The following is a 21,904-nucleotide window of genomic DNA, read 5'->3' on the forward strand; positions in this document are numbered from 1 at the left end:
TGCGTAAAATTCATTGTGAGTCCTCCTTGGTATGTAAATTAGGGGTCAATTCGTGCAGATTTGACACCCCGCATCATACCAAGAGGGCTCTTTGTGTTCAAGTCCCCGAAAAAGCTTCTAACAGGAATGCTCCTGTATGTAATTAAGAGTAAATCCTGATTTCTTAACGTTTTTGAAATCAGGATTTAAAAAATAGACGTGGCTCCTTAATAAATTAAGAAAGTCGTCTTTGTGAATATCTTAACATATTAGTAAAGTATGTACAACAAACGATTGGGTACCAGGTCCCTGCACGACTAATAGACAATTCTGAATTCGTCCGAAGTTGTATGGGAACCTGGTACTACTACTATGTTTACCAAACCACCTATCAGGTAATAGAACGTTAAGTCATCAAAGTACTAAACGATAAATATGAACATAAAACAGGAGTGGAAAGTCATGAAACAAGTACCAGAAACAAAAGTTAAATTAACCGATGTGAAAGAACTGATGAATAAAGGATATAATTTGTTGCAAGAGCTACGCGAAGAGGTGGATGCGCCAGTCGTGAAAGCTGAATTCTTAACTAAAGAAGTAACTGCTATTTACGGGGAGGAGGCAGCCCGTAAATTTTATGATCCCAAAAACTTTAAACGAGAAGGAGCTATGCCGAAACCAGTCTTGAAAACGTTATTCGGTGAAGGTGGGGTGCAAACGCTAGACGGTGAAGAACATCATCATCGCAAGAACTATTTCATGGATTTGATGTCTCCGGATAGAATGGAAGCGTACCACGAACTATTAGCGAAAAATGTTTCTGAGGAGTTAGGCAAACAGCACGGTGAATTTGAGTTATTTGACCTGGCCAATAAAGTGTTGTTTAACACCATCTCGGAATGGTCGGGGATCAATTTGGAGCAATATGATTTGAAGACGTTGGAGAAACTTGCGAGAAATCAAATTTCCATGATTAGTGGCGCAGTGACATCTCCTATAGACCACATAAAAGGAATCAAAGATCGTAATGAGTCTGAAAAGTGGGCGCAGGATCTCATAGAGGAAGCACGAAAGCACCCGGTACCAGGAAAAGAACATCTTGCGCTATATGCATTTGCACACGCGACCGATCTTGATGGAGAATTATTACCTGTGGAAGTAGCAGCGGTTGAATTATTAAATATCATCCGTCCGACTGTCGCATTGACGGTTTGGGTAGCATTAATGGGGCATGCACTCTTTGCTGAAAGAAATGTGTATGAAGAGGTAAAGGGTAATTTCGGTGAACTGCAAGATTCATTCATTCAAGAAATGCGCCGTTACTATCCATTTTTCCCAATGCTACCGGCGATTGCTGTGAATGATGTAGAAATTGACGGGTATTTGATTCCGAAAGAAAGCTTTGTAGTATTGGATCTCTACGGCAGTAATCATGATGAGCGTACAATCACTTCTCCGGGGCAATTCGATGTTAAACGATATGTAGGAAGAGCGAAAGATATTTCCTATGAAGAAGAATATGAAATGATTGCACAAGGTGGGGGGAAGTTCAGAGAAATGCACCGTTGTGCGGGGGAATGGATTACTCTTCACAGCTTGCGTGTCTTTTCTGACCAGTTAGTGAATAAATACGAATTTACCGTACCGCAGCAAGATTGGACGATTCCAATGAATCAGTTCCCAACGTATCCAAACAGCAAAGTATTGCTATTCAAAGAGTAATTCGTGTATTTAGTTTGCTTCACAACATATCAGCAAATAGAGTCTGTCTACTGATGTAGACAGACTCTATTTTTAATCACAAAAATTCGATTAACGTTGTAGCAATCGAGAAATAAATTAGTAACCCGATAATATCATTTAACGTAGTAATGAATGGGCCGGAAGCGATCGCTGGATCAAATTTCAATTTATTGATGATCAATGGAACGATTGCGCCAATGACAGCAGAAATTCCTAGCGTTAGTAAAATGGAAAAGCCGACAATCAAACCAAGCGCCAGATTACTATAGAAAATATACACAAGTCCCGTAATGACGACCATACAAATTAGTCCAATTAAGAAACCGGTCTTCAATTCCCGTTTCACCATTTTAAAAACACTATTCTTTTCAATTGTACCTAACGCCAAACCTCGAACGGATATCGCTAGCGATTGTGTTCCGACATTACCCGCAGAGTCCATAATCATTGGAATGAATACAGCTAGTAGCACGACGGACTCCAATGTCTCTTCAAATCGTCCAATTACGCCACCTGTGATCAACCCAAAAAACATCAGGCTAATGATCCATGGAGAACGCTTTTTAGCAGCTGCAAATGAAGTTAAGTTTATATCTGTCGCACCTTTAGTAGCCGATAGTTCACCAAAGTCTTCTGTCGTTTCTGCTTCTAAAATGTCCATAATATCATCGACAGTAATAATGCCTAACAAGTGATTTTCTGTAGTGACGACAGGAACCGCTAGAAAGTCATACTTTTTAATGAGCTTTCCGACATCCTCTTGGTCCATATGATCTGGGACCGATACGACGCGCGTATTCATAATATCTACAATCATTTCGTCAGGATTTGCGACGAGCAAGTTTCGTAACGATACAACACCGATTAGCTTGCCCTGTTCGTCGACCACATATAAATAGTAGATAATTTCGGCATCCGAGGCAATGATCCGTAACGTATTCAAAACATCCGTCACGTTGTCAGTAGACGCAATGCTCACAAGTTCCTTCGTCATTACCGATCCAGCAGTTTCTGGTAGATACGATAAAAGACTTTTGATCTTTTCGGCTTTGTCGGGTTCCATATTATCGATTATGGAATTCGGCAACTCATTATTGAGCTTCGTTAAGAATGTGACGATGTCATCCGTAAACATGTTGTTAAACATTTCGGAAGCATATTTGTCAATCAGCTCTTGAAAAACATCTTTTTGATGATGGAATTTTAAAAGCCCGAAGATATCCGCCATTTCACGAGGGGATACATACGAATAGACCCGATGACGTTCCTCTTCTTGCAATGTCATAAAAATGTCCGATTGGTCGGATGGATGCAGCTCTAAAAACGTTTCTCGAAACTCTACCATTTTTTCCTCTCTCAACTCGTCTAACGCCAAACTCATGTATTGTTCGCGTGTCTTTCTGCTTAACTTAGTCATATACAACGCTCCTTCAATTAATTCTCTCGTAGGGTAAGGCTACAACAGCAAAAGGAATTTTGATAACATACGTGTGTTTTAAATGAACTATAAAAAAACACCTTCAAGAAGAGAAGGTGTTTTGTCATAAGCAATACGAAAAAAGTTCTCTAAAAAGAACTGTAAAAGGCCAAACAAATATCCTCCAGTCGTGGAGCTTTAGCACTGTATGGCATAGGATTGAATCCAGCTACATTAAAAATTACCTTAACTCGATAATTCCTGTTGACCCATTGGCGTCTTTGGACGTTTCTGGGCAGCAGCGTTTCTCCATACAGGAGCCTTACCTAACGAGGGTATCTATGCAATTCATTACAGATACTATCGGAAGGTGTTTGGTTTGTCAAAGGAAGGCAAACAGGTACCGACACCACTCAAACAGGTACCAGGTCCCGACACAATTCGGGAACAATTCTGAATCGCGTCGAAGTTGTGTGGGGACCTGGCACCGTTATGAACTTATATGATTTTCACAGCAAGCAACATTGTTTTCAATTTGACTCAACACATGATCAAATGTGTCTAATAACTCTTTAATTTGTTGATTACGTAGTCCATAGTAGACATATTTACCTTCTTGTCTTCCTTCAATAATTCCACAACCTCTTAGACAAGCTAAGTGCTGCGAGATATTTGACTGATTACCTTCTATACTTTCAACAATTTGTGAGACAGTCTTTTCCTCATATTTGATGCACTCTAATATTTGAACCCTTGTTTTGTCTCCGAATGCACGTAAAAACTTCACTTTAAGTTCTAAATTTTCTTGTATCATATATATCACTCCTTATATTAGACATGACTAATACGTTTTGTTATTATCACATTAGCAATCACTAATATGAGTGTCAAATATATAGTGAATCCTGTATAAGGGCTACTGCTAGTGTCAAACACAAAATCAGAATAGTACGTCCCCCCGCTTTTACAGGTATTCTAAAAGAGGTAGGACTTCTAGTTAAAAATGGGTAGTGGCACTATGGAGAGGAAATGAAGGGGGAATTATGACGAAGAATATTATCATAATCACAATTTTGTTTTTCATCGTCTCGGCAAGTACCGTATCCGCACATACCGGCCTAACTAGCAGTACTCCAGCTGACGGTGAAGTGATTTTGGAAGAAGTTCATGAAATTATATTGGATTTTAATACGAAAATTGAAGCCACAAGTACGGTGAAAGTCTTTAACGAGGCGAATGAGGAAATAACCGTCAGTACTATTAACGTAAATGATCATGTCATGACAGCTGGTTTTTTGTCTCCATTAGATCATGGTACCTATACTGTGGACTGGAAGATTATAGGTGCGGATGGTCATCCGATACAGGGTACTTATTCATTTGTAGTCAATCAAGATGATTCAGAGGATCCTATAGTGTCAGAAGAAGCCCAAGAAACACCTGCCAAGCCTATTGAAGAACGAGTAGAAGAAAATGTGGAGCGGCCAGTTGAAGTTCAATCAAAAATAGCATCACATGATGTCTTAGTTATCATCCTTGTCGTTTTATTTACGATTGCTGGCGGAGTTTTCGGCTGGATCATAGGAAGAAGGCAAACATAAATGATTTGGATTTATATTTCAGAAAGTTTATTGTATTTATGTTTCTCACTATTGATGGGCGCATTTATCATTCAATTCATTCCAGAACGACTGAAACCTGAAATCCGTATTTCGAAGAGGCTACTTCAATTGGCAGTACTAGGCATTGTGTTCTTTTCAGCTGCACCGCTGATTAGAGTCATCTTATTTCTTTATGAAGACATCGGTCTACTGTTGACGATGCAAAATGTGCTTACGGGGTTTGAAGTAGGCAAGGCATGGACAGTCACCCTCATACTTGCACTATTCTTTTATTTGTTTGTATCCTTGTTTTCAGTCTTGAATAGCAAAGTGCTTTCTGGCATTTCATTAGCTTTCACTTTTATCCTACTCCTAGCATTGGGATGGGCAAGTCATGGCGCATCGCTTACCGAATGGAGTGGCTTCGTTAGTCACTCTTTACACTTTCTAGCAGTGACAGTATGGATTGGTATCCTCCTGATCGTTGGTTGGTGTTCAAAAAACCAAGAGAATTGGCTTTCCTATTTACGATGGTTTACTCCTTTGGCCATCACATGTTTTCTTACGATTGTAGGAACAGGATTATTTCTCATGACATTGGTGATTGATGTAAATGAGTATGGCGATGCATGGATGCTACCCTATGGACAAGCCTTATTGGTGAAGCATTTGACTATCATCCCGGTTCTGTTTTTCGCTTTTATAAATGGGTTTTGGATTAAACGTAAATTGAAAAGGCAAGAGCCAATTAATCCTATACCGTGGTTGAAGTTCGAAAGCGTGCTTCTATTTTTTACGTTCGTTTCGACAGGGGTCTTAGGACAACAGGAACCACCGCATAGTATCGAGATTACTCTCGCAGGCAGCGGTCCTTCGGCGTACTTCGAGTACTTTTATTTAGGGGTTATAGAACCTTCCATGAGTTTGCAATTTGGTTTTAACACATTAAACATTCTATTTTTTATTGTAGCCATGATCTTCATGGGGCTAATCGTATATAGCTTCAAGAAAAAAACGCCTGCAATTGTTCCGTTTTTCATGGGGATATTCAGTGTTCTATCGCTCTATTTTGGATTCATGTCTAGCATGCAATAATAACGATGAGAGAAGAGGTATTTGATGAAACAGAATAAGAATTCCAATATGAAATTTGTGGTTATTTTAACACTATTGGCAGTCGCAATATTGGCGGCAGTTGTTGTATTTAGCAATAAAGAAGAAACCTTACCAACGGATACAAAGAAAATCGATATCACTGGGCAACCTTCACTTGGGGATCAAGATGCTCCTGTAACGATAGTTGAATTTGGTGATTTCAAATGTCCTGCATGTAAAGCATGGGGGGAAATGATTTATCCAAAGCTAGTTACGGATTATATCGAAACAGGTACAGTGCAATTTTCATTCGTGAATGTATTGTTCCACGGTGATGAATCGACTTTAGGGTCGATCGCCGCTGAGTCCGTTTTGGAGCGTAGTCCTAGTATATACTGGGATTTCCATCACGCATTGTATGATGCACAGCCAGCTGAAAATCATGATGCGGAGTGGATAACTCCTGAAAGAATTCTTGAAATTGCGAGTGATTTCCCTGAGATTGATCAGACACTTTTAAAAGAAGACATGGACCAACAAGCGACTATGGAGAAAGTAAAACTCGACGAAGATTTAGTAAGGGAAGTCGGCGTTGCCATGACTCCAACTATTGTGATAAACGGAAAAATGATGGAAGACCCATTTGATTACGAAGCGATTAAGTCCGCAATTGAGCAAGCGAAGAAGGATAAAGACTGATGAAGTATAAAGAAAACCAATCTAAATCACAGGAATTCCTATTATATGTGGCTTGGGTTGTTTCGCTAGTTGCCATGTTTGGGAGCCTGTATTTCAGTGAGATTAAAGGCTATATTCCATGTGAGTTATGTTGGTATCAGCGCATACTTATGTACCCACTTACATTACTATTGGGGATTGCTACTTTTCAGAATGACAATACTGTTAAAAAGTTTGTGCTTCCGCTAGCTCTTATTGGAGGAAGCATCTCCTTCATGCACTACTTAGAACAGAAGATACCGGGGTTTGGAGGTATCAAGCCGTGCGTAAGCGGAGTACCTTGTAATGCCGCGTACATCAATTGGTTTGGGTTTGTTACGATTCCATTTTTGGCATTAATGGCCTTTGTAATAATTGCTGTCTGTATGTTTCTTCTTAAACCCAAAAAGGTAAATGAATAAAGAATGCTGTTTTAAGAAGTCAAAGTGGTCGAATGTCGATCTTTGGCTTCTTTTTTTTGAATAAGGTACCAGGTCCCGACACAATTCGGGAACAATTCTGAATCGTGTCGAAATTGTGCGGGGACCTGGCACCGTTAAGCAATTGTTCCCGTTCTCTCCGCCCGTAGAGTACGATAAGTCTGCAAGCTCATCAACGTAACTTCTACGGCAATTAATAGTACAATCACAACCGGCAAGAAGAGTTGCAGTGGCTGTGCCAACGCGTCGATCCATGGATGATGGCCGGTAGGAATTCGTTCCGTGAAGAAAAGGAACATGCCGAATGTAAACACGCGAGCCCATTGCGTCGGGGAATAGTCAAAGAGGCCATGACGCCAGCCGAGTTTCCGAATTCGTTGAAAAGCCCATATGATCTCAATCGTTTCGATGACAAGGAAAAATACGAATGAAAGAGTCCAAACGATATACATGAGGGAGAAAGCTGTAGGGTGTGCGAATGTAAGTGCCACGCCTGTAATGGACAAAGCACCATGTAAAATACAATTCGTATTGACCCAATTGACCGTCAAATCTTTATCTGAAGCCGTTACATAACGGAACACAATCAGCAAAAAGTTCAGTATATAAAACAATGAACCAATAACAAGTAGAGTATTAGCGCGGCCTGTCCATTCAGCGCCATCCAACACATGATAGCCCGAAATAACAATAGATTGAGTGGATACGCATGTCAGTAACAATCCGCCATGTATTTGATGTATATACTTTTTCAGATTTGTGAAAATGAACATATAATTTCTAATAACGAGTCCAATATAAATAAACCAAAACGTGAGATTTATGTAGAATAGAATGTTCATTGAACCGGCCATGTCGTTGTCCGACAGCAAAATAAGAATAATTGAAACAGATGCAATCCAAGTGCCAATCGAAAAACTCGATATGGGATCTTTCACATGAAGCAAATAAAAGTCTCTATGAAACAAATCGAATAGGTAATGAATTAAGATCCAAAATGCGCCTGCAATGACTACGTAAAATACGATGGTGGTTGCAGATGGAAAATATATGAAAACGACGCTTTTTAATGCAATGCCCATCGACATAAGGGGGGCGCCGGCAACTGTGGAAATCACTGGCTTATGTCCGAGATGTTTACCGGTGAATGCCAGAATGAGAGTAGCGATAAATAAGAATATAAACATAGTTGCATCCCTTTGCTTTGGATTTCTTTTTTTGCGTAAATCATATCATAAACGGTGCCAGGTCCCAACACAAATCAGAAACAATTCTGAATTGAATTAGAGTTGTGTGCGGACCTGGCACCGTTTATGAAGTATATTGAATTCATCCAATACACTTCATCTTTGATTTCACTAGTAAATAAGTATAAAATGTACTTCTGTACTTCTATAAATTACGGAAGAGGTATGAATGAATATAAAGAATAAAAGTTTTAGTGGAGGGTCTGTATGAATTATAGAATCGGTAACAAGCAAGTATTCGAGCAAGCACAGTTGCGATCGGTTTCAGATGTACCGTTTACTGAAGAAGAACTTCAAAATGGTATGATGTTAGCGATAGCTAAGAAAGACTCTACGTTGGCACTGTATTTAGTAGAGGTAGATGGTCAGAAGAAATTTGAGGTTCGTTGGGATGATTCGCACGAGCTATTCAACGGCTGGAATTCTGCATGGGAAAATTTCACATGGTGCCTAGATATCGTAGGTAACTGATTTTCAGATACTTGTGTGCAAAACTACATATCCATATGTTCTAAAGGAAAAACTCCGCTGGTTTGTGTGAACTGGCGGAGTTTTTTTGTTTTTCGGTACCAGGTCCCCACACAAATTGGAAACTATTCTGAATTGAACCGGAATTGTGTGGGGACCTGGTACCGTTTGCTGTGTTCCGTTTGCTGACCGTTCGCTGTGCTGTGTTCCATTCGTTCCCGTTCACCAGTGAGCCATTTGCCAGTGCCCAAAAAAGCCTCCCCAACATAAGCTACAACAATAGAACATATTCGTACGACTTACAAAGGGAGAGGAGTGACTAGTGCATGGCAACAAAACCGCAGCAATTAAAAAGAGGCGACACGGTGGGGATCGTGACGCTTGGAAGTCCGCTCGCAGCTAATCGCATTACGGAAGGGATTCGGATGTTGCAAACGATGGGGTATAAAGTCGTGGTAGGTGAACATGTGTATTCGGCTAATGGATTTCTTGCGGCTACGCCTCAACAAAGGGCTTCGGATTTAATGAAGATGTTTAAGAATCCGGAAGTGAAATGGATTTTACCTACTCGCGGAGGCGTCGGAGTGGCAGGTGTTTTACCTTTCCTTGATTTTAATGTGATTAAACAAAATCCCAAAATTGTTTCGGGATATAGCGATATTACGATCTTATTGAATGTGTTGTTTGAATATGCCGACCTCATCGGTTTTCAAAGTTTGCTGTTGCTAGACTTTAAGGCGGGGACCCCTGCATATAATTTCAATCAATTCTTTGCGGCGACATCCAACGTCACGGCACCTTGGCAAATTATGAATCCGCCTGAAGTTCCACTGGTTGGATTAGTTCCAGGAAATGTCACGGGGCCGATTGTAGGTGGGAACCTCACGTCATTCGTAGGCACATTAGGTACGTCCTATGAAATCAATACAGAAGGTAGAATTCTTCTATTGGAAGAAACTCATGAACCGATTAATACGGTGTATCGTTACGTAAACCACTTAGCGATGGCAGGGAAATTTGATGATTGTGTGGGCATCATTATGGGACAATGTACGAACTGTGATTCTGCCTATGGGAAAAGTTATGTGGATTTGATCAATGAATTTATAGTTCCACTAGGCAAACCTTTATTGACCAACCTAGCGAGCGCACATAGCTTCTACAAAGCCACTGTACCTATAGGGGCCAGTGTTCGTATGGATACGGTGAATCGAACGTTAACGGTGACGGAGCCGGTTGTAAAGTAGGTGACAGGTCCGCATGAAATTCATTATATTTTGCTAATATACGCGAGTTTTAGGGTATACTTATAAAGTAAGAAGGTCTACTTCAGTAAATTAAGGTATCATCCTTGTGTTGAATAGATGGTCTACTAAGAAGATGAGAAGAGTAGGTGAAAACAATGGGGAAGTATCAACTAGATAGTAAAGGCAAGGCGTCTGTGGCAAAGTATCACGAAAAAAACAAGCCAGCTCAATTTGATAAAAAGCAGCAAATTGATAAAATACGTACAGCGTATTTGGAAAAGAAGAAAAAACAGGCGGATGAATAAGTTAGAGCAGATGCCAGTACAACGCAGAAACGGTTCTGCATTGTACTGGCATCTGGTACTTGACTTGCCTATTTATCCATGGAAAACTCTCAGCATTTATTATGGGGAGTTTTTTTGTATTTCATCCTTCTACTCTTTAATAAAATCTTTTTATGAATAATTCAATTTTATATCGTTAACCACTGATTGTTGATATGATTAAGGTATATTCTGCATGAAAAGGCAGTAGACTGCGGAAAATACTTAACAAGGTGTGAATTATATTGAATCTCTTAAATGTTAGAAAAGGCCAATTCGTTTATTATCAAAATAAGCTGCATAAAGTCTATTCTGTAAAAGCTTTTTTCAAGCAGTCCGTTCACTTGATCCGACTAGAAGACTTTGAACAACAGCTGGCTACGGCTAAAGAAATTAATTTGTATAAACCTAAACATTTGGACAGTTTTGTCGTGAATCATAAACGATATACATTGCACAAAGATGAGAAGGCTAAAGTAGGCGATTATATTTTAATCATTAATCCTCAACCAGATTCTTTAGATCATCACCATCTACATGCGATTGAAATGGTATCTTCGATTGAACGTCATGGTGTCATCAGTAATAAATCCAATGGTATTAAACATAACGAGTATTGGGTGATGATGCCTGGGCTTGAAGACGGTGCGAATATTATTGATATGGAAATTCCAGATGCGGATTATATTACGGAGCAAGTAAATGAAAAGACGAAGATCAATGTGCCTAAAGCGCATAAAATTAAAATAGGCGACGTGTACCAATGCAACACAAAAGATCCGATTCTTCAGGCGATGGTTGTCGCTATCCAAGGAGAGACGGTTTATTTAGGTAGCAATCTCGAAGTGGATATTAATGAGTTGAACGATCCTGAGTCTTGGAGTTTAGTTCAAAGCAAGCTACATTCGTGAGATCGGTACCAGGTCCTCACATAATGTAGAAACAATTTAAGAATGTATGGGGAGTCGGTAAGCGATAGTTGTAGTTTACTGCTTAAAAATCAATATGTACTTCCTTTAAGACCATAAAAAAGAGTGGATCGGACTTTACCTGATTCACTCTTTTTGTATACCTTATTATTGCATGTTATCCGTCATCCTCTGCAAGGTCTAGGCGTAGAATTACTACTGCGTTTACTTGATCTTCTGTGGTAGACATTGTTTTTATTGGATTTCAAGAGAAAGAATATAAAGTGATCACCCATCGGTATAACTACTGGTGGGTTTTACTGTTCGCATTTGATAGAGTGTTAGTAGGATAGTTAGGGAGCGTGTAAGATGGAACGAATAAAAGAAGCAGCCGGATTTACGGTAATCACGTTATTATTTAGTCTTCTTACTTGGGTCATGATAGATTCCTATATGGATGAATATGATTTACGCTCTATTCAGTCAGAAGAAGTAACGATCATAGAGAAGGTAGGAGCTAAAGGTTTATTTACGCCTCCCGTTTATTATGTTCGTATTAGATTACCAAATGGAGAAGAGCCGGGTCGTCTTAACCGCCTTTCAAAGAATCAGATGGAGAATAGTAAAATAGGCGACTCCCTTAGCGGTTACATGACGGGTACCGCAACTTTTTCGACAGCTCGTGATATTGCGATTGATAGCTTGTACTACTTGTTGGCTATTATCGTTTTTGGCATTTTGACTTTCTTTTGTCTAGTTGCCCTAATATTTTCTATTCCTGCAGTGGATCGTTTCGAAAGGAAGATGCATTCCAAACGGCGTGTTAAAAGTAAGAAAAAATGGAGTGTAAGGAAAAGAGCCTGGCGAAATGCAGGAATCATTGTTCTGTTCTTTCTTTTCATTTCGGGCCGTTTTGTATGGAACTTGATTCGTAAATTGCAGTTTGTTGGAAAGACGGAGACTGAGGCCACCATTTTGGATCAGTTTTCGCATACTACGTACCGTAGATATGAAGACTCGCAGTATGAACTGACAATCTCTTTTAAGGATCAGGCGGGACACACTTTCGAAGTGTTGAAGGATGTAACGAGACACACCTATCAGCAATATGGCATCGGAGACAAATTACCAATCTCATATCGAAATGCTAATACATACGACGTGTTTGTGCCTGATCATTCTATATGGGATGTTGCTCAGGCATTTACGTATTGGGAGTTGTATATGTATATCATCTTGTTGGCGGTGAGTGTGTTTGTTGTCTGGGCTTATCTTACTGATTCAGAGTAGGATCGGTACCAGGTCCCCACACAATTTAGAAACAATTCAAAGGCAATAAAAAGAGTGGACCAGGCTATACACCTGATCCACTCTTTTTTAAAATCCACCTACATCATTGTTGCATTTTACCCGCTGTATACCCGCCATCCACCGCAAGTGTGACGCCGCTAATTGATTTCGCGAGGTCTGAGCATAGGAATACTACAGCGTTTGCTTGTTCTTCTGCGGTAGACATTCTACCAGCTGGAAGTGAAGCGAGTACGCCTTGGTATTGTTCTGGCGAAGTTTTAGACCAGCTTTCAATTGCCGGTGTAATCGTTGCGCCAGGAGCAATAGAATTGATCGTAATGCCTTGTTGGCCATATTCTAAAGCCACTGATTTCGTAAGACCTGCAATAGCGTGTTTAGATGCAGTATAAGGCGCCATGTTCGGTGAGCCTTCAATGCCCGCACCGGATGCTGTGTTGACAATCGCGCCGCCACCCGTTTTAAGCATAGCGTTTACTTCGTGCTTGATGCAGTAAAACGTGCCATAGAGATTGACTTTTAGCGTAATATCCCAGTCCTTCGAATCCATTTCCCCAATAGGCTTTAACCCTTTGTTAATGCCTGCGTTATTATGCGCAAAGTCTAGCTTGCCGAAAGTTTCAACTGTTTGATTGACCAGTCCGATTACTTGTTCCTCATCACTTACGTCGCATTTGAAAAAGGCCGCTTCTCCTCCAAGATCTTGAATCAGTTGTACGGTTTCCTGTCCAGCCTCTTCACTAACGTCAGAGATCATCACTTTCGCGCCCGCTTTTGCTAAAGCAATGGCGGTAGCTCTACCGATACCTGAACCCGATCCTGTTACTAGTCCTGCTTTACCTTCCATAACACCTGCCATGAAAAACACTCCTTTTTGTTAATGTTCTTATTGGGTTCCATACACATTTACGACTATTTGTTCAATGAACGAGGTTACGTTCTGCGTTTTCTATTGAACAACATACGCCCAATTGATTGGGAAATCAACTATGCAGTTTTGATCGGTACCAGGTCCCCACACAATTCAGAAACAATTCAGAAATATCAAGAGTAGGTAAGTACTAGTGATAGTTTTTTGAAAAGTGTATCTGTATATCTTGAAATAAAATATAGTAGCGTTTCATGCCCAGTATTGAGGGAATAGTATATTTCTTACAAAGTATACAAAATATTATGTCATGTACATGCATATAATTTAAATGCAGGCTGAGGGGCAATCAGCTTCGACTAGACTAGTAGAAGACTAAGTTGCCCATATGTATACATTGATAATTTTTAAAAAGGGGGATTTATTTATGGAGTGGGATTATGAATATGATGTAATTGTCGTTGGCTCAGGAGCATCGGGGTTTTCGGCCGCGATCACGGGAAAGAAAGAAGGCTTGAAGACGGTCTTGATTGAAAAGGAAAAAGTATTTGGCGGGGCGTCCGCACTTTCGGGAGGCGGGGTATGGATTCCGAATAACCGGTATTTGGTTAAAGGTGGAGTACAGGACAGTTTCCAGGAGGCAAAGACGTATTTGGATTCTACGGTCGGTGACAAAACGTCGGATGAGATGAAAGAGACCTATTTGAAGAAAGGCATCGACATGATGGATTATCTCCATGAAACGTCCGAGCATATGCGGTTTACGTACGCCAAAGACTACTCAGATTATTATCCTCACTTAGCAGGCGGTAAAGGTGAAGGGCGTTCCATCGAGCCTACGGTTTTTAATCTAAACAAGCTCGGCGGTTGGAGAGGGCAGATGAAGGCACCTGCGATGGATACGAAAGGATTTGTCATGACAGGGCAGGATTTCCGTCATATTAATATGATTACTCGAACGTGGACAGGAAAGAAGAGAAGCTTGACGCTCGGCTGGCGTTTGGTCAAGCACTTGGTTTTGAGAGCCAATTATTCTGCTTTGGGTCAAGCGTTGATCGGTAGACTGGCGATGACATACAAAGAGCTTGGCGGCGAGCTTTGGCTAGATAGCCCATTTATCGACTTTATTATCGAAGACGATGAAATTAGCGGTATCAAGATTATGAAAGATGGTAAAGAAACACGTGTGAAAGCATCGAAGGGAGTCATTTTTGCATCGGGCGGATTCTCCCAAAAACAGTCGTTCCGTGAGAAGTATCTTCCGGCACCGACGGATAAAACGTGGACATCCTCTCCGCAAGGGCAAACGGGGGATTTACTGGAGCCCGCTCAGGAGCTTGGAGCGAAACTCGGCTTCATGGATAAGGTATGGGGCGCGCCATCGATCATTGATCATACAGGTAAGCCATTCTTCTTAGTGGCGGACCGCGCCATTCCGTCTATGATTATTACAGACCAAGATGGCAATCGCTATATTAATGAGCCAACGCCCTACCATGAATTTGTGGACACTATGTATGCGCACAATGAAAAGTCAGGTGGAAAGGCCATTCATTCGTGGATCATTCTAGACCATAAAGCGAAGAAACGTCATCTCTTCGCGGGCTTGTTCCCAGGACAAGATTTCCCTAAAGAATACTATGAACATCATGTGGTTCTAAAAAGTGAAACGATTGCAGGATTGGAAGAGCAATTGGCGATGCCACAAGGGAATCTGGTGAAGACCGTGGAGCGGTTCAATGGATTTGCGGAGACGGGAGAGGATTTGGATTTCCATCGTGGCGAAACGAAGCATGATCAGTACTACGGCGATCCCACATTGAAAAACCCGAACCTCGATGCGATCGACAAAGGACCTTTCTATGCATTGAAGATCTATCCGGGGGATATTGGAACGAAAGGCGGAGTCGTCATCGACACACATGCCCGTGTACTGAAAGAGGATGGCACGCCAATTGAAGGACTGTACGCGTGCGGTAATTGCTCGGCTGCCGTCATGGGCGAATCTTATCCGGGGCCTGGCGCAACAATTGGACCCGGTATGACATTCGGTCATATCGCAGCTCTTCATTGCAAAGAGAAAGCGAAGTCCGGAGTTACACTTTAAGGTGTCAAAGGGGGGCTGAATACGTTCATTCATCAGATTTTATCTGATGAATGAACGGAATGGTCTACATCTTGAAACGGGGGGATACTATGAAACTTTTAACTAAATGGTCCAACACGTTAATGGAGAGGTATTTGCCAGACCCGTATATTTTCGTTGCTCTATTAACATTGGTTGTATTCGCGCTCGGCCTTGGATTCACCGATTCGGGTCCACTCGACATGGTCGTGCATTGGGGAGATGGCTTCTGGGGGCTTTTATCCTTTACGATGCAAATGGTCATCGTGCTAGTCGCAGGTTATGTTTTGGCGATTAGCCCAGTGTTCAAAAAGTTACTTAGCGCGCTTGCTGGTATCGCAAAATCGCCTGGTTCCGCAATTATACTCGTTTCTGTTGTCGCACTGATCGCTTGTTGGATTAACTGGGGATTCGGTCTGGTCATAGGTGCTCTTTTTGCGAAGGAAATTGCAAAGAAAGTACCGAATGTTGACTACCGTCTGTTAATTGCGAGTGCTTATTCCGGTATGATTATTTGGCATGGAGGTCTTGGTGGTTCCATTCCATTATCGATTGCAACTGAAGATCATCCGTTCGCTGACATTATGGGTGTCGTTCATACATCAGAAACAATCTTCTCAACGTACAACATGATTATTGTCGTGGCGTTACTCCTGATCATTCCCATTTTGAATCGTTTTATGATGCCTAAGCCAGAAGATACCGTTACGGTGGATCCGAAGCTTTTAGAAGAACATATCGAAGTGGAGAAAGATACAGATCACACACCAGCGAGCAAGCTTGAAAACAGTGTGATTATTTCCATGCTGATTGGCGCACTTGGTCTCATTTATCTCATTCAGCATTTCATTACCAAAGGATTCGATTTAAACTTAAACATTGTGAATTTTATTTTCCTCATTCTTGGTGTGATTTTCCATGGTACGCCGAAACGTTTTCTTGCTGCGGTTACGACTGCGGTTAAAACAGCTGGGGGTATCATCATTCAATTTCCGTTCTATGCAGGGATTATGGGCATGATGGTTGCTTCAGGATTAGCTGGTGTCATGTCCGAATGGTTTGTTTCTATTTCGACGGAAAGTACGTTTCCCTTGTTCACTTTCTTTGCGGCTGGCCTTGTAAACTTTTTCGTACCGTCTGGTGGCGGGCAATGGGCAGTGCAAGCTCCTATCATGTTGGATGCCGCGCAAACACTCGGCGTCAGCTATTCGAAGACGGCTATGGCGATTGCATGGGGCGACGCATGGACGAATATGATCCAGCCGTTCTGGGCATTGCCGGCACTTGCGATCGCAGGACTACGTGCCAAGGATATTATGGGCTTCTGTATTTTCGTACTTATAGTGAGTGGGATTATTATCAGTATCGGTTTATATTTCTTCTAAATGAATGTGAAACGACTGAGATCATTCTCGGTCGTTTTTTGTCGTAACGGAATGTTTCCTATTTCATTAGGCAATCGGTATACTAGAAAAGACGGGACGAATATACGTTCTTGATTCGACCGTACACTATACAGCTAGAGAGGTTTACATATGAAAGGCACTTCACATCTATTTATCGGTACAGTAGTCGGTGCTGTTGCGGGGTACGCTGTGCAACCGGATATTCAGACTGCATTGATTGGTGCGGCAGTCGGCGGAATATCCGGCGTTGTTCCGGATCTCGACACGAACGGGCTTGCGAGCAATAGCATTACACTTAGTAAGAAAGTAAGTAAATGGCTGATGGAGACCGCCGGCATCGTGATATTACTGACTCTCATCTATCAAGTATTTATAGAAGGACTGAGTCAAGATATTTATGTATATGGCGGTATCGGACTTCTACTGCTTATTGTGTCGCGTATCATCACACAACGACGAATGCTCACTATTACAGGTATTCTTGTCATGCTTCTCGGCTTTGTCCTTGACCAGTCGCCAGGTATTTTACTCGCTGGCAGTTATATAATTATAGCGTCATTCTTGCCGCATAGGTCCTATACACATTCGATTATCGGTATTGTGTTCTATGCATATATTTTGAAGCATTTGTATGCCCAGTGGCCGATTGACGGTTTGGTTGCTGCGGGGCTTGCTGGGTATATTAGTCATTTGCTTGCGGATATGAAGGTTCTTCCTGTTAATCGGCGAGGGGTAAAGTGGTTTTTGCCTTTGTGGGGTCGGGAGTTTTAGGGTGGCACGGTTTGATTAGGTACCAGGTCCCCACACAATTCGAGAACAATTCAGAATTGTGTGGGGTTTTGGCACTTATATTATATAACTCGATTTCTACCAGCACCCAAACCGACAATCAGGTTTAATACTGTGACAAATAATAATATGGATAAGGAAAATGTCCAAGTACCTGTCCTGTCAACAAGTGATCCTACTAAAATGGGCCCTATCGCAGCAAGGGCATATCCGATTGCTTGTGCCATTCCCGATAACTTTGCTGCTTGCATTGCGGTCGATGTACGCATAGCTAGAAAGGCTAAAGAAAGTGGGAATAATCCACCATAGGCAACACCTATTAATCCAACACTCCAAATCATAACATCGTAACTCTCACCACTTAAAAGACCGATATACCCAATGAATGCCAACGAACATAAAAATAAAATAATTCCTCGTTGTGATGTAAATTTGCCGGCAATGATTGGAATGATTAGACTGGCAGGTAGTCCGATCAATTGATTGAATGACAGCATCCAACCAGCAGACTCACTCGTGACTCCGTAATCAATTAAAATTTCCGGCAGCCACGTCATAAGCGCATTATATGAAAAGGCCTGTAACCCAAGAAAAATGGCTACTTGCCAAGCAAGCGGCGAGCGCCACATTTTACTATCATCAGCCTTCACATAATACATTTTTACTTCGTCAGCAGACCTTCGCTGTTTAACGAAATAAACCCAAATCGCAATGCCCGCAAGCGCAGGTACTATCCAGATACCTAAGGCAAATTCCCACCCTAATCCAGCACCGATAGCTAACGGAATACTAACGCCTGAAGCTAAAGCCGCAAATAAACTCATCGTCGTCGTGTACATACTAGTCATCAATGGTACTTGATTCGGAAACCGTTCTTTAATAATACCGGGGAGTAACACATTTGAAATAGCAATTCCTACACCGATTAAAATCGTGCCAATAAAAAGTAATGGGATGAATGGAATGGACCTTACGATGATTCCAAAAGAGAGAATACACATCCCCGCAATAAGTGTCGTTTCATTGGTGAATTTAGTACTGATCTTGGGAACAATGGGGGACATGACCGCAAAGGCAATTAACGGTAAGCTCGTTAAAATACCTATGCTTCCATTAGATAAAGACAGACTTTCGCGTAGTAGACCGATAATAGGCCCAACAGAAGTGATGGCCGCACGTAAATTACCTGCAACGAGTAGGACCGCGGAAATTAGAAGAACTTGATTGTAACTTTTTAACTGACCAAATTTATATCTATTCATGAACTCAACTCCTATTTAGACTATGGGAATGTACACTGCCGTTAAATGAAGGGCAGGATCCTTTTAGTCGAAAAGGGATCTCAAAACAAATCGTGAGAAATTCAAGGGTATTTGATTAAGTAAAAGCTGCTTACTACGTATTGGCCAGATTCTCTCACGGCTTTTGATTAGCTAAAGCATCTACTTGATTATTACTTTTCTTTGTCTTGTAGTTGCACGATTGCTAAGCAAGCGACACCAATGGACAGTAGTGTAATGGCGGTTTCTACAGATACATCACCTAAAATACTTAAAACAAGTGTACTGACACCCATCGCTAATGCAACTGCTTTGAAAATAAGTTTGATGTTTTTTATTTGAATTAGCTCCAATTCAGGCCTGTAACGGCATTTTATTATAAAGCGCACCCAACGATAAAATAAACCTATTGATCTTTATTGCTTTTGTCGAACTTTGTGGAAAACGTAGTCATCCACACTATAAAAACAGGTAGTAAACTCCATAAAAAGAAACCCCAGTGCTGTGTTAGTACGGATAATACGAAGAAGAAAGCAAGTGCGACAATTGAAATATATACACTACGTTTCTGATAGGTATTCATTTGGCACGCTCCTTTTCGTGATCTGGTAGTTGTTATATGTATCGACGAACATTTTGGCAGTACTGTACGTACTCTTCCCCATAAATTTTTACTAACGATTGTTCTTCGAGTCGTACTTGTCGATTAAATAACCAAAAAGCTGAAATCAAATATACTAATAGAATCCAATTGGGATAAATGAGGAATTCACCACATAAGACCATCCCAAAAGCAGTATATATCGGATTTCGACTGATGGAAAAAGCGCCAGTAGTACTCAATGTGCCTGGGTTCTCTTCATCAATGCCAACTCTAAAGCTTTTCCCAAATGAAATTAAGCTGTAAAGGAATAGCGAAAGCCCACCAAAGCAAAAGACCACACCAATCCAGCCCACAACTCCATTAGTAAATAGCTCTGTTCCTACCCTTGGTAAATGAAAGGCGTTTGAAAAGATTATATATAACAACAGCAACGCAAAGGGCGGTATGATGTAATCTTTTTTGTCCATGTGTCCAAATTTAAATACCTTAATGCCACATTTCTTTAATTGAATCGACCGCATGATTACGAATATGATTAATAGGGTAATCGTTGTAACCGCAATATATTCTTGCATCAAGAACCCCCTCTAATTTACTGTTTTTCTATATTCATCTTATCACAAATATCATAGTAAAATACTGTGTTTATAGACTACTCTGACAATAAGGGCGTCTTACTACAATTGTATTGTGAAGTAGTGGCGTATAGAATCCCAAAGAGAAAACATCTCTTTCAGGTACCAGGTCCCGACACAACTTGAAAAATATTCGGAATTGTTTCGGGACCTGGTGCTTTTAAAAATACCCAAACGTTAAAATCTGACTTGACATTCAAAGTCAGAAAATTCATAATATGTATAAGTTAGAAACTGGAAGTATGAAGGAAGTGAGAAAGTCATGTCATTACGAGAAAAGAAAGTAGAAAAGAAAAAAGAAGAGATTCGGAAATCTGCTATGAGTGTTATTGCGGAAAAGGGATATCATGCGACGACGATGGAAGATATTGCAGCGAAGTTACTTATGACTAAGGGTTCTGTTTACTATTATTTTAAAGATAAAGAATCACTTGTGTATGAGAGTCATAAACTACTTTTGGAACAAAGTATGGAGCAACTTCAAAATGTGTTGGCGGAAGAACTACCGTCTGTTGCGAAGTTGCGCAAGGCGATGGTCGTCCACATGGAAAATGTCATTACAGAAAGAACGGATTTCTTTATTGGCGTTAAACCGGATCAAGTGTTTGAAGGTGAGCATTTGCAAGAAATTCTACACCTTAGAAATCAATACAGTGATTGTATGAACAGACTTATTCAACAAGGGATGGAGGACGGAAGTTTTGTACAAGTAGATATGAAGATTGTGAATTATATAATTCTAGGAGCCATGAATAATGCGGTGATCTGGTATTCTCCGAAAGGTAGTAAAAGTATAGAAGAATTGGCCAATTCTATTGCAGATTATTTATTAAAGATTCTATTGTAGGACTATATATCAAAAGGATAAGAAAGGGAGCGAAGTAAATATGAACATGGATCACGTGTCAGCGGTTATTACAGGGGGCGCTTCGGGACTTGGAGAAGCTACAGCAAGAGAAATTATTGCGGCAGGAGGAAACGTAACGATTTTCGATTTGCAAGAAGAACGTGGGAACGAATTGGTCAAGGAACTCGGAGATGGTGCCTCATATATCAAGACGGATGTTACTAGCACGGAAAGTGTTCAAGCGGCTTTGAATCATGCGGTGAGTACTTTTGGCAAAATCAATGCAGTCGTAAATTGCGCAGGCATTGGTGTGGCGGAGAAAACCTATAGCGGTAGAAAAGGTGCGCATAATCTGGAAAACTTCAGCAAGGTCATTCAAATTAATTTAATCGGGACGTTTAATACGATTCGTCTCGCTGTTGAGCATATGACAAAAAATGAACCGAATAGTAATGGCGAAAAAGGAGTCATTGTGAATACCGCATCGGTTGCGGCGTTTGACGGACAGATTGGTCAAGTGGCGTATGCGGCATCTAAAGGTGGGATCGTCAGTATGACATTGCCGCTTGCGAGAGATCTAGCATCTGAAGGAATTCGCGTGATGACGATCGCACCGGGTTTGTTCGAAACACCGATGTTCGCTTCATTGCCAGAGAAGGCAAAAGAATCTCTTGGCGCAATGGTACCTTTTCCTTCGCGACTAGGCTACCCGGAAGAATACGCACAATTGGTGAAAAGTATTTGCGAAAATACAATGCTTAACGGGGAAACAATTCGCTTAGATGGTGCAGTCCGTATGCAGCCAAAGTAAGAGTGTGTATAGAGAATGTAAAAATTAACCGACTAAATGTAAGGGC

At 41.0% G+C, this 21,904-nt stretch carries 23 protein-coding genes and 1 riboswitch; of the genes, 15 read left to right on the forward strand and 8 right to left on the reverse strand.

Annotated features, from left to right (window positions below):
• Nucleotides 1-441 precede the first annotated feature (441 nt).
• A complete protein-coding gene (locus tag CSV64_RS14010) occupies nucleotides 442-1,701 on the forward strand; it encodes a cytochrome P450 (protein ID WP_099635206.1) in 1,260 nt (419 codons plus the stop codon).
• 76 nt (nucleotides 1,702-1,777) lie between these two features.
• Here the strand turns inward: CSV64_RS14010 and mgtE are convergent, their stop codons facing one another.
• Nucleotides 1,778-3,139 (reverse strand): magnesium transporter, encoded by a 1,362-nt coding sequence (gene mgtE, locus CSV64_RS14015; protein ID WP_099635207.1) that lies wholly within the window; start codon nucleotides 3,137-3,139, stop codon nucleotides 1,778-1,780.
• A 175-nt stretch (nucleotides 3,140-3,314) separates the two neighbouring features.
• Nucleotides 3,315-3,480, reverse strand: a riboswitch (M-box (ykoK) riboswitch).
• 149 nt (nucleotides 3,481-3,629) lie between these two features.
• Complete coding sequence (locus CSV64_RS14025; protein ID WP_099635209.1) at nucleotides 3,630-3,953, reverse strand: ArsR/SmtB family transcription factor; 324 nt, start codon at nucleotides 3,951-3,953, stop codon at nucleotides 3,630-3,632.
• 229 nt (nucleotides 3,954-4,182) lie between these two features.
• On the opposite strand from CSV64_RS14025, the gene CSV64_RS14030 reads away from it, so the two are divergent.
• The 4 genes from CSV64_RS14030 to CSV64_RS14045 are packed head-to-tail and all read left to right on the forward strand — an operon-like array spanning nucleotide 4,183 to nucleotide 6,974.
• Complete coding sequence (locus CSV64_RS14030) at nucleotides 4,183-4,740, forward strand: copper resistance CopC family protein (protein ID WP_099635210.1); 558 nt, start codon at nucleotides 4,183-4,185, stop codon at nucleotides 4,738-4,740.
• Nucleotides 4,741-5,835 carry a copper resistance D family protein gene (locus CSV64_RS14035; protein WP_099635211.1) on the forward strand — a complete coding sequence of 365 codons (1,095 nt, stop codon included), beginning with the start codon at nucleotides 4,741-4,743 and terminating at the stop codon, nucleotides 5,833-5,835. It abuts the gene before it with no gap.
• Between the two features lie 24 nt (nucleotides 5,836-5,859).
• Complete coding sequence (locus CSV64_RS14040) at nucleotides 5,860-6,534, forward strand: DsbA family protein (protein WP_099635212.1); 675 nt, start codon at nucleotides 5,860-5,862, stop codon at nucleotides 6,532-6,534.
• Nucleotides 6,534-6,974 carry a disulfide oxidoreductase gene (locus tag CSV64_RS14045; RefSeq protein WP_099635213.1) on the forward strand — a complete coding sequence of 147 codons (441 nt, stop codon included), beginning with the start codon at nucleotides 6,534-6,536 and terminating at the stop codon, nucleotides 6,972-6,974. Before CSV64_RS14040 ends, CSV64_RS14045 begins: the two co-directional genes overlap by 1 nt.
• A 134-nt stretch (nucleotides 6,975-7,108) precedes the next feature.
• On the opposite strand, the gene CSV64_RS14050 is transcribed toward CSV64_RS14045, so the two are convergent.
• A complete protein-coding gene (locus tag CSV64_RS14050; RefSeq protein WP_099635214.1) occupies nucleotides 7,109-8,179 on the reverse strand; it encodes an SLAC1 family transporter in 1,071 nt (356 codons plus the stop codon).
• Nucleotides 8,180-8,446: 267 nt separating this feature from the next.
• Here CSV64_RS14050 and CSV64_RS14055 point away from each other — a divergent pair, with 267 nt between their 5' ends.
• The 5 genes from CSV64_RS14055 to CSV64_RS14075 all read left to right on the forward strand — a co-directional run bounded on the left by CSV64_RS14055 (nucleotide 8,447) and on the right by CSV64_RS14075 (nucleotide 12,475).
• Nucleotides 8,447-8,710, forward strand: a complete 264-nt coding sequence (locus CSV64_RS14055) for a hypothetical protein (RefSeq protein WP_099635215.1) — start codon at nucleotides 8,447-8,449, stop codon at nucleotides 8,708-8,710.
• A 323-nt stretch (nucleotides 8,711-9,033) separates the two neighbouring features.
• Nucleotides 9,034-9,954, forward strand: coding sequence for a S66 peptidase family protein (locus CSV64_RS14060; protein WP_099635216.1), 921 nt, complete (start codon nucleotides 9,034-9,036; stop codon nucleotides 9,952-9,954).
• A gap of 155 nt (nucleotides 9,955-10,109) precedes the next feature.
• Nucleotides 10,110-10,259: a hypothetical protein gene (locus CSV64_RS16775; protein WP_099635217.1), complete on the forward strand. Its 150-nt coding sequence runs from the start codon at nucleotides 10,110-10,112 to the stop codon at nucleotides 10,257-10,259.
• A 263-nt stretch (nucleotides 10,260-10,522) separates the two neighbouring features.
• Nucleotides 10,523-11,188 (forward strand): hypothetical protein, encoded by a 666-nt coding sequence (locus CSV64_RS14070; RefSeq protein ID WP_099635218.1) that lies wholly within the window; start codon nucleotides 10,523-10,525, stop codon nucleotides 11,186-11,188.
• Nucleotides 11,189-11,554: 366 nt separating this feature from the next.
• Nucleotides 11,555-12,475 carry a hypothetical protein gene (locus tag CSV64_RS14075; protein ID WP_099635219.1) on the forward strand — a complete coding sequence of 307 codons (921 nt, stop codon included), beginning with the start codon at nucleotides 11,555-11,557 and terminating at the stop codon, nucleotides 12,473-12,475.
• 103 nt (nucleotides 12,476-12,578) lie between these two features.
• On the opposite strand, the gene CSV64_RS14080 is transcribed toward CSV64_RS14075, so the two are convergent.
• Nucleotides 12,579-13,352, reverse strand: coding sequence for an SDR family NAD(P)-dependent oxidoreductase (locus CSV64_RS14080; RefSeq protein WP_099635220.1), 774 nt, complete (start codon nucleotides 13,350-13,352; stop codon nucleotides 12,579-12,581).
• Between the two features lie 436 nt (nucleotides 13,353-13,788).
• On the opposite strand from CSV64_RS14080, the gene CSV64_RS14085 reads away from it, so the two are divergent.
• The 3 genes from CSV64_RS14085 to CSV64_RS14095 all read left to right on the forward strand — a co-directional run bounded on the left by CSV64_RS14085 (nucleotide 13,789) and on the right by CSV64_RS14095 (nucleotide 17,663).
• On the forward strand, nucleotides 13,789-15,468 hold the full coding sequence (locus tag CSV64_RS14085; protein WP_099635221.1) for an FAD-dependent oxidoreductase: 1,680 nt from the start codon (nucleotides 13,789-13,791) through the stop codon (nucleotides 15,466-15,468).
• A gap of 89 nt (nucleotides 15,469-15,557) precedes the next feature.
• The gene (locus CSV64_RS14090; RefSeq protein ID WP_099635222.1) at nucleotides 15,558-16,871 is read left to right on the forward strand and encodes a short-chain fatty acid transporter; all 1,314 of its coding nucleotides are present in this window, start codon (nucleotides 15,558-15,560) and stop codon (nucleotides 16,869-16,871) included.
• 150 nt (nucleotides 16,872-17,021) lie between these two features.
• Nucleotides 17,022-17,663 carry a metal-dependent hydrolase gene (locus CSV64_RS14095; RefSeq protein ID WP_099635223.1) on the forward strand — a complete coding sequence of 214 codons (642 nt, stop codon included), beginning with the start codon at nucleotides 17,022-17,024 and terminating at the stop codon, nucleotides 17,661-17,663.
• 80 nt (nucleotides 17,664-17,743) lie between these two features.
• Here CSV64_RS14095 and CSV64_RS14100 read toward each other — a convergent pair whose 3' ends face one another.
• The 4 genes from CSV64_RS14100 to CSV64_RS14110 form a co-directional block, all read right to left on the reverse strand.
• Nucleotides 17,744-18,943 (reverse strand): CynX/NimT family MFS transporter, encoded by a 1,200-nt coding sequence (locus CSV64_RS14100; protein ID WP_099635224.1) that lies wholly within the window; start codon nucleotides 18,941-18,943, stop codon nucleotides 17,744-17,746.
• A 191-nt stretch (nucleotides 18,944-19,134) separates the two neighbouring features.
• The gene (locus CSV64_RS14105) at nucleotides 19,135-19,314 is read right to left on the reverse strand and encodes a hypothetical protein (RefSeq protein ID WP_099635225.1); all 180 of its coding nucleotides are present in this window, start codon (nucleotides 19,312-19,314) and stop codon (nucleotides 19,135-19,137) included.
• A gap of 53 nt (nucleotides 19,315-19,367) precedes the next feature.
• Nucleotides 19,368-19,544, reverse strand: a complete 177-nt coding sequence (locus CSV64_RS16780) for a hypothetical protein (RefSeq protein ID WP_199168591.1) — start codon at nucleotides 19,542-19,544, stop codon at nucleotides 19,368-19,370.
• A gap of 32 nt (nucleotides 19,545-19,576) precedes the next feature.
• Complete coding sequence (locus tag CSV64_RS14110) at nucleotides 19,577-20,140, reverse strand: methyltransferase family protein (protein WP_099635226.1); 564 nt, start codon at nucleotides 20,138-20,140, stop codon at nucleotides 19,577-19,579.
• Nucleotides 20,141-20,462: 322 nt separating this feature from the next.
• On the opposite strand from CSV64_RS14110, the gene CSV64_RS14115 reads away from it, so the two are divergent.
• Nucleotides 20,463-21,047, forward strand: a complete 585-nt coding sequence (locus CSV64_RS14115) for a TetR/AcrR family transcriptional regulator (protein WP_099635227.1) — start codon at nucleotides 20,463-20,465, stop codon at nucleotides 21,045-21,047.
• A 40-nt stretch (nucleotides 21,048-21,087) separates the two neighbouring features.
• Nucleotides 21,088-21,858, forward strand: a complete 771-nt coding sequence (locus CSV64_RS14120; protein WP_099635228.1) for a 3-hydroxyacyl-CoA dehydrogenase — start codon at nucleotides 21,088-21,090, stop codon at nucleotides 21,856-21,858.
• Nucleotides 21,859-21,904: the final 46 nt, after the last annotated feature.

Origin of the sequence: Sporosarcina sp. P32b, assembly GCF_002743335.1 — a bacterium.
In the GTDB taxonomy this organism is placed as follows: domain Bacteria; phylum Bacillota; class Bacilli; order Bacillales_A; family Planococcaceae; genus Sporosarcina.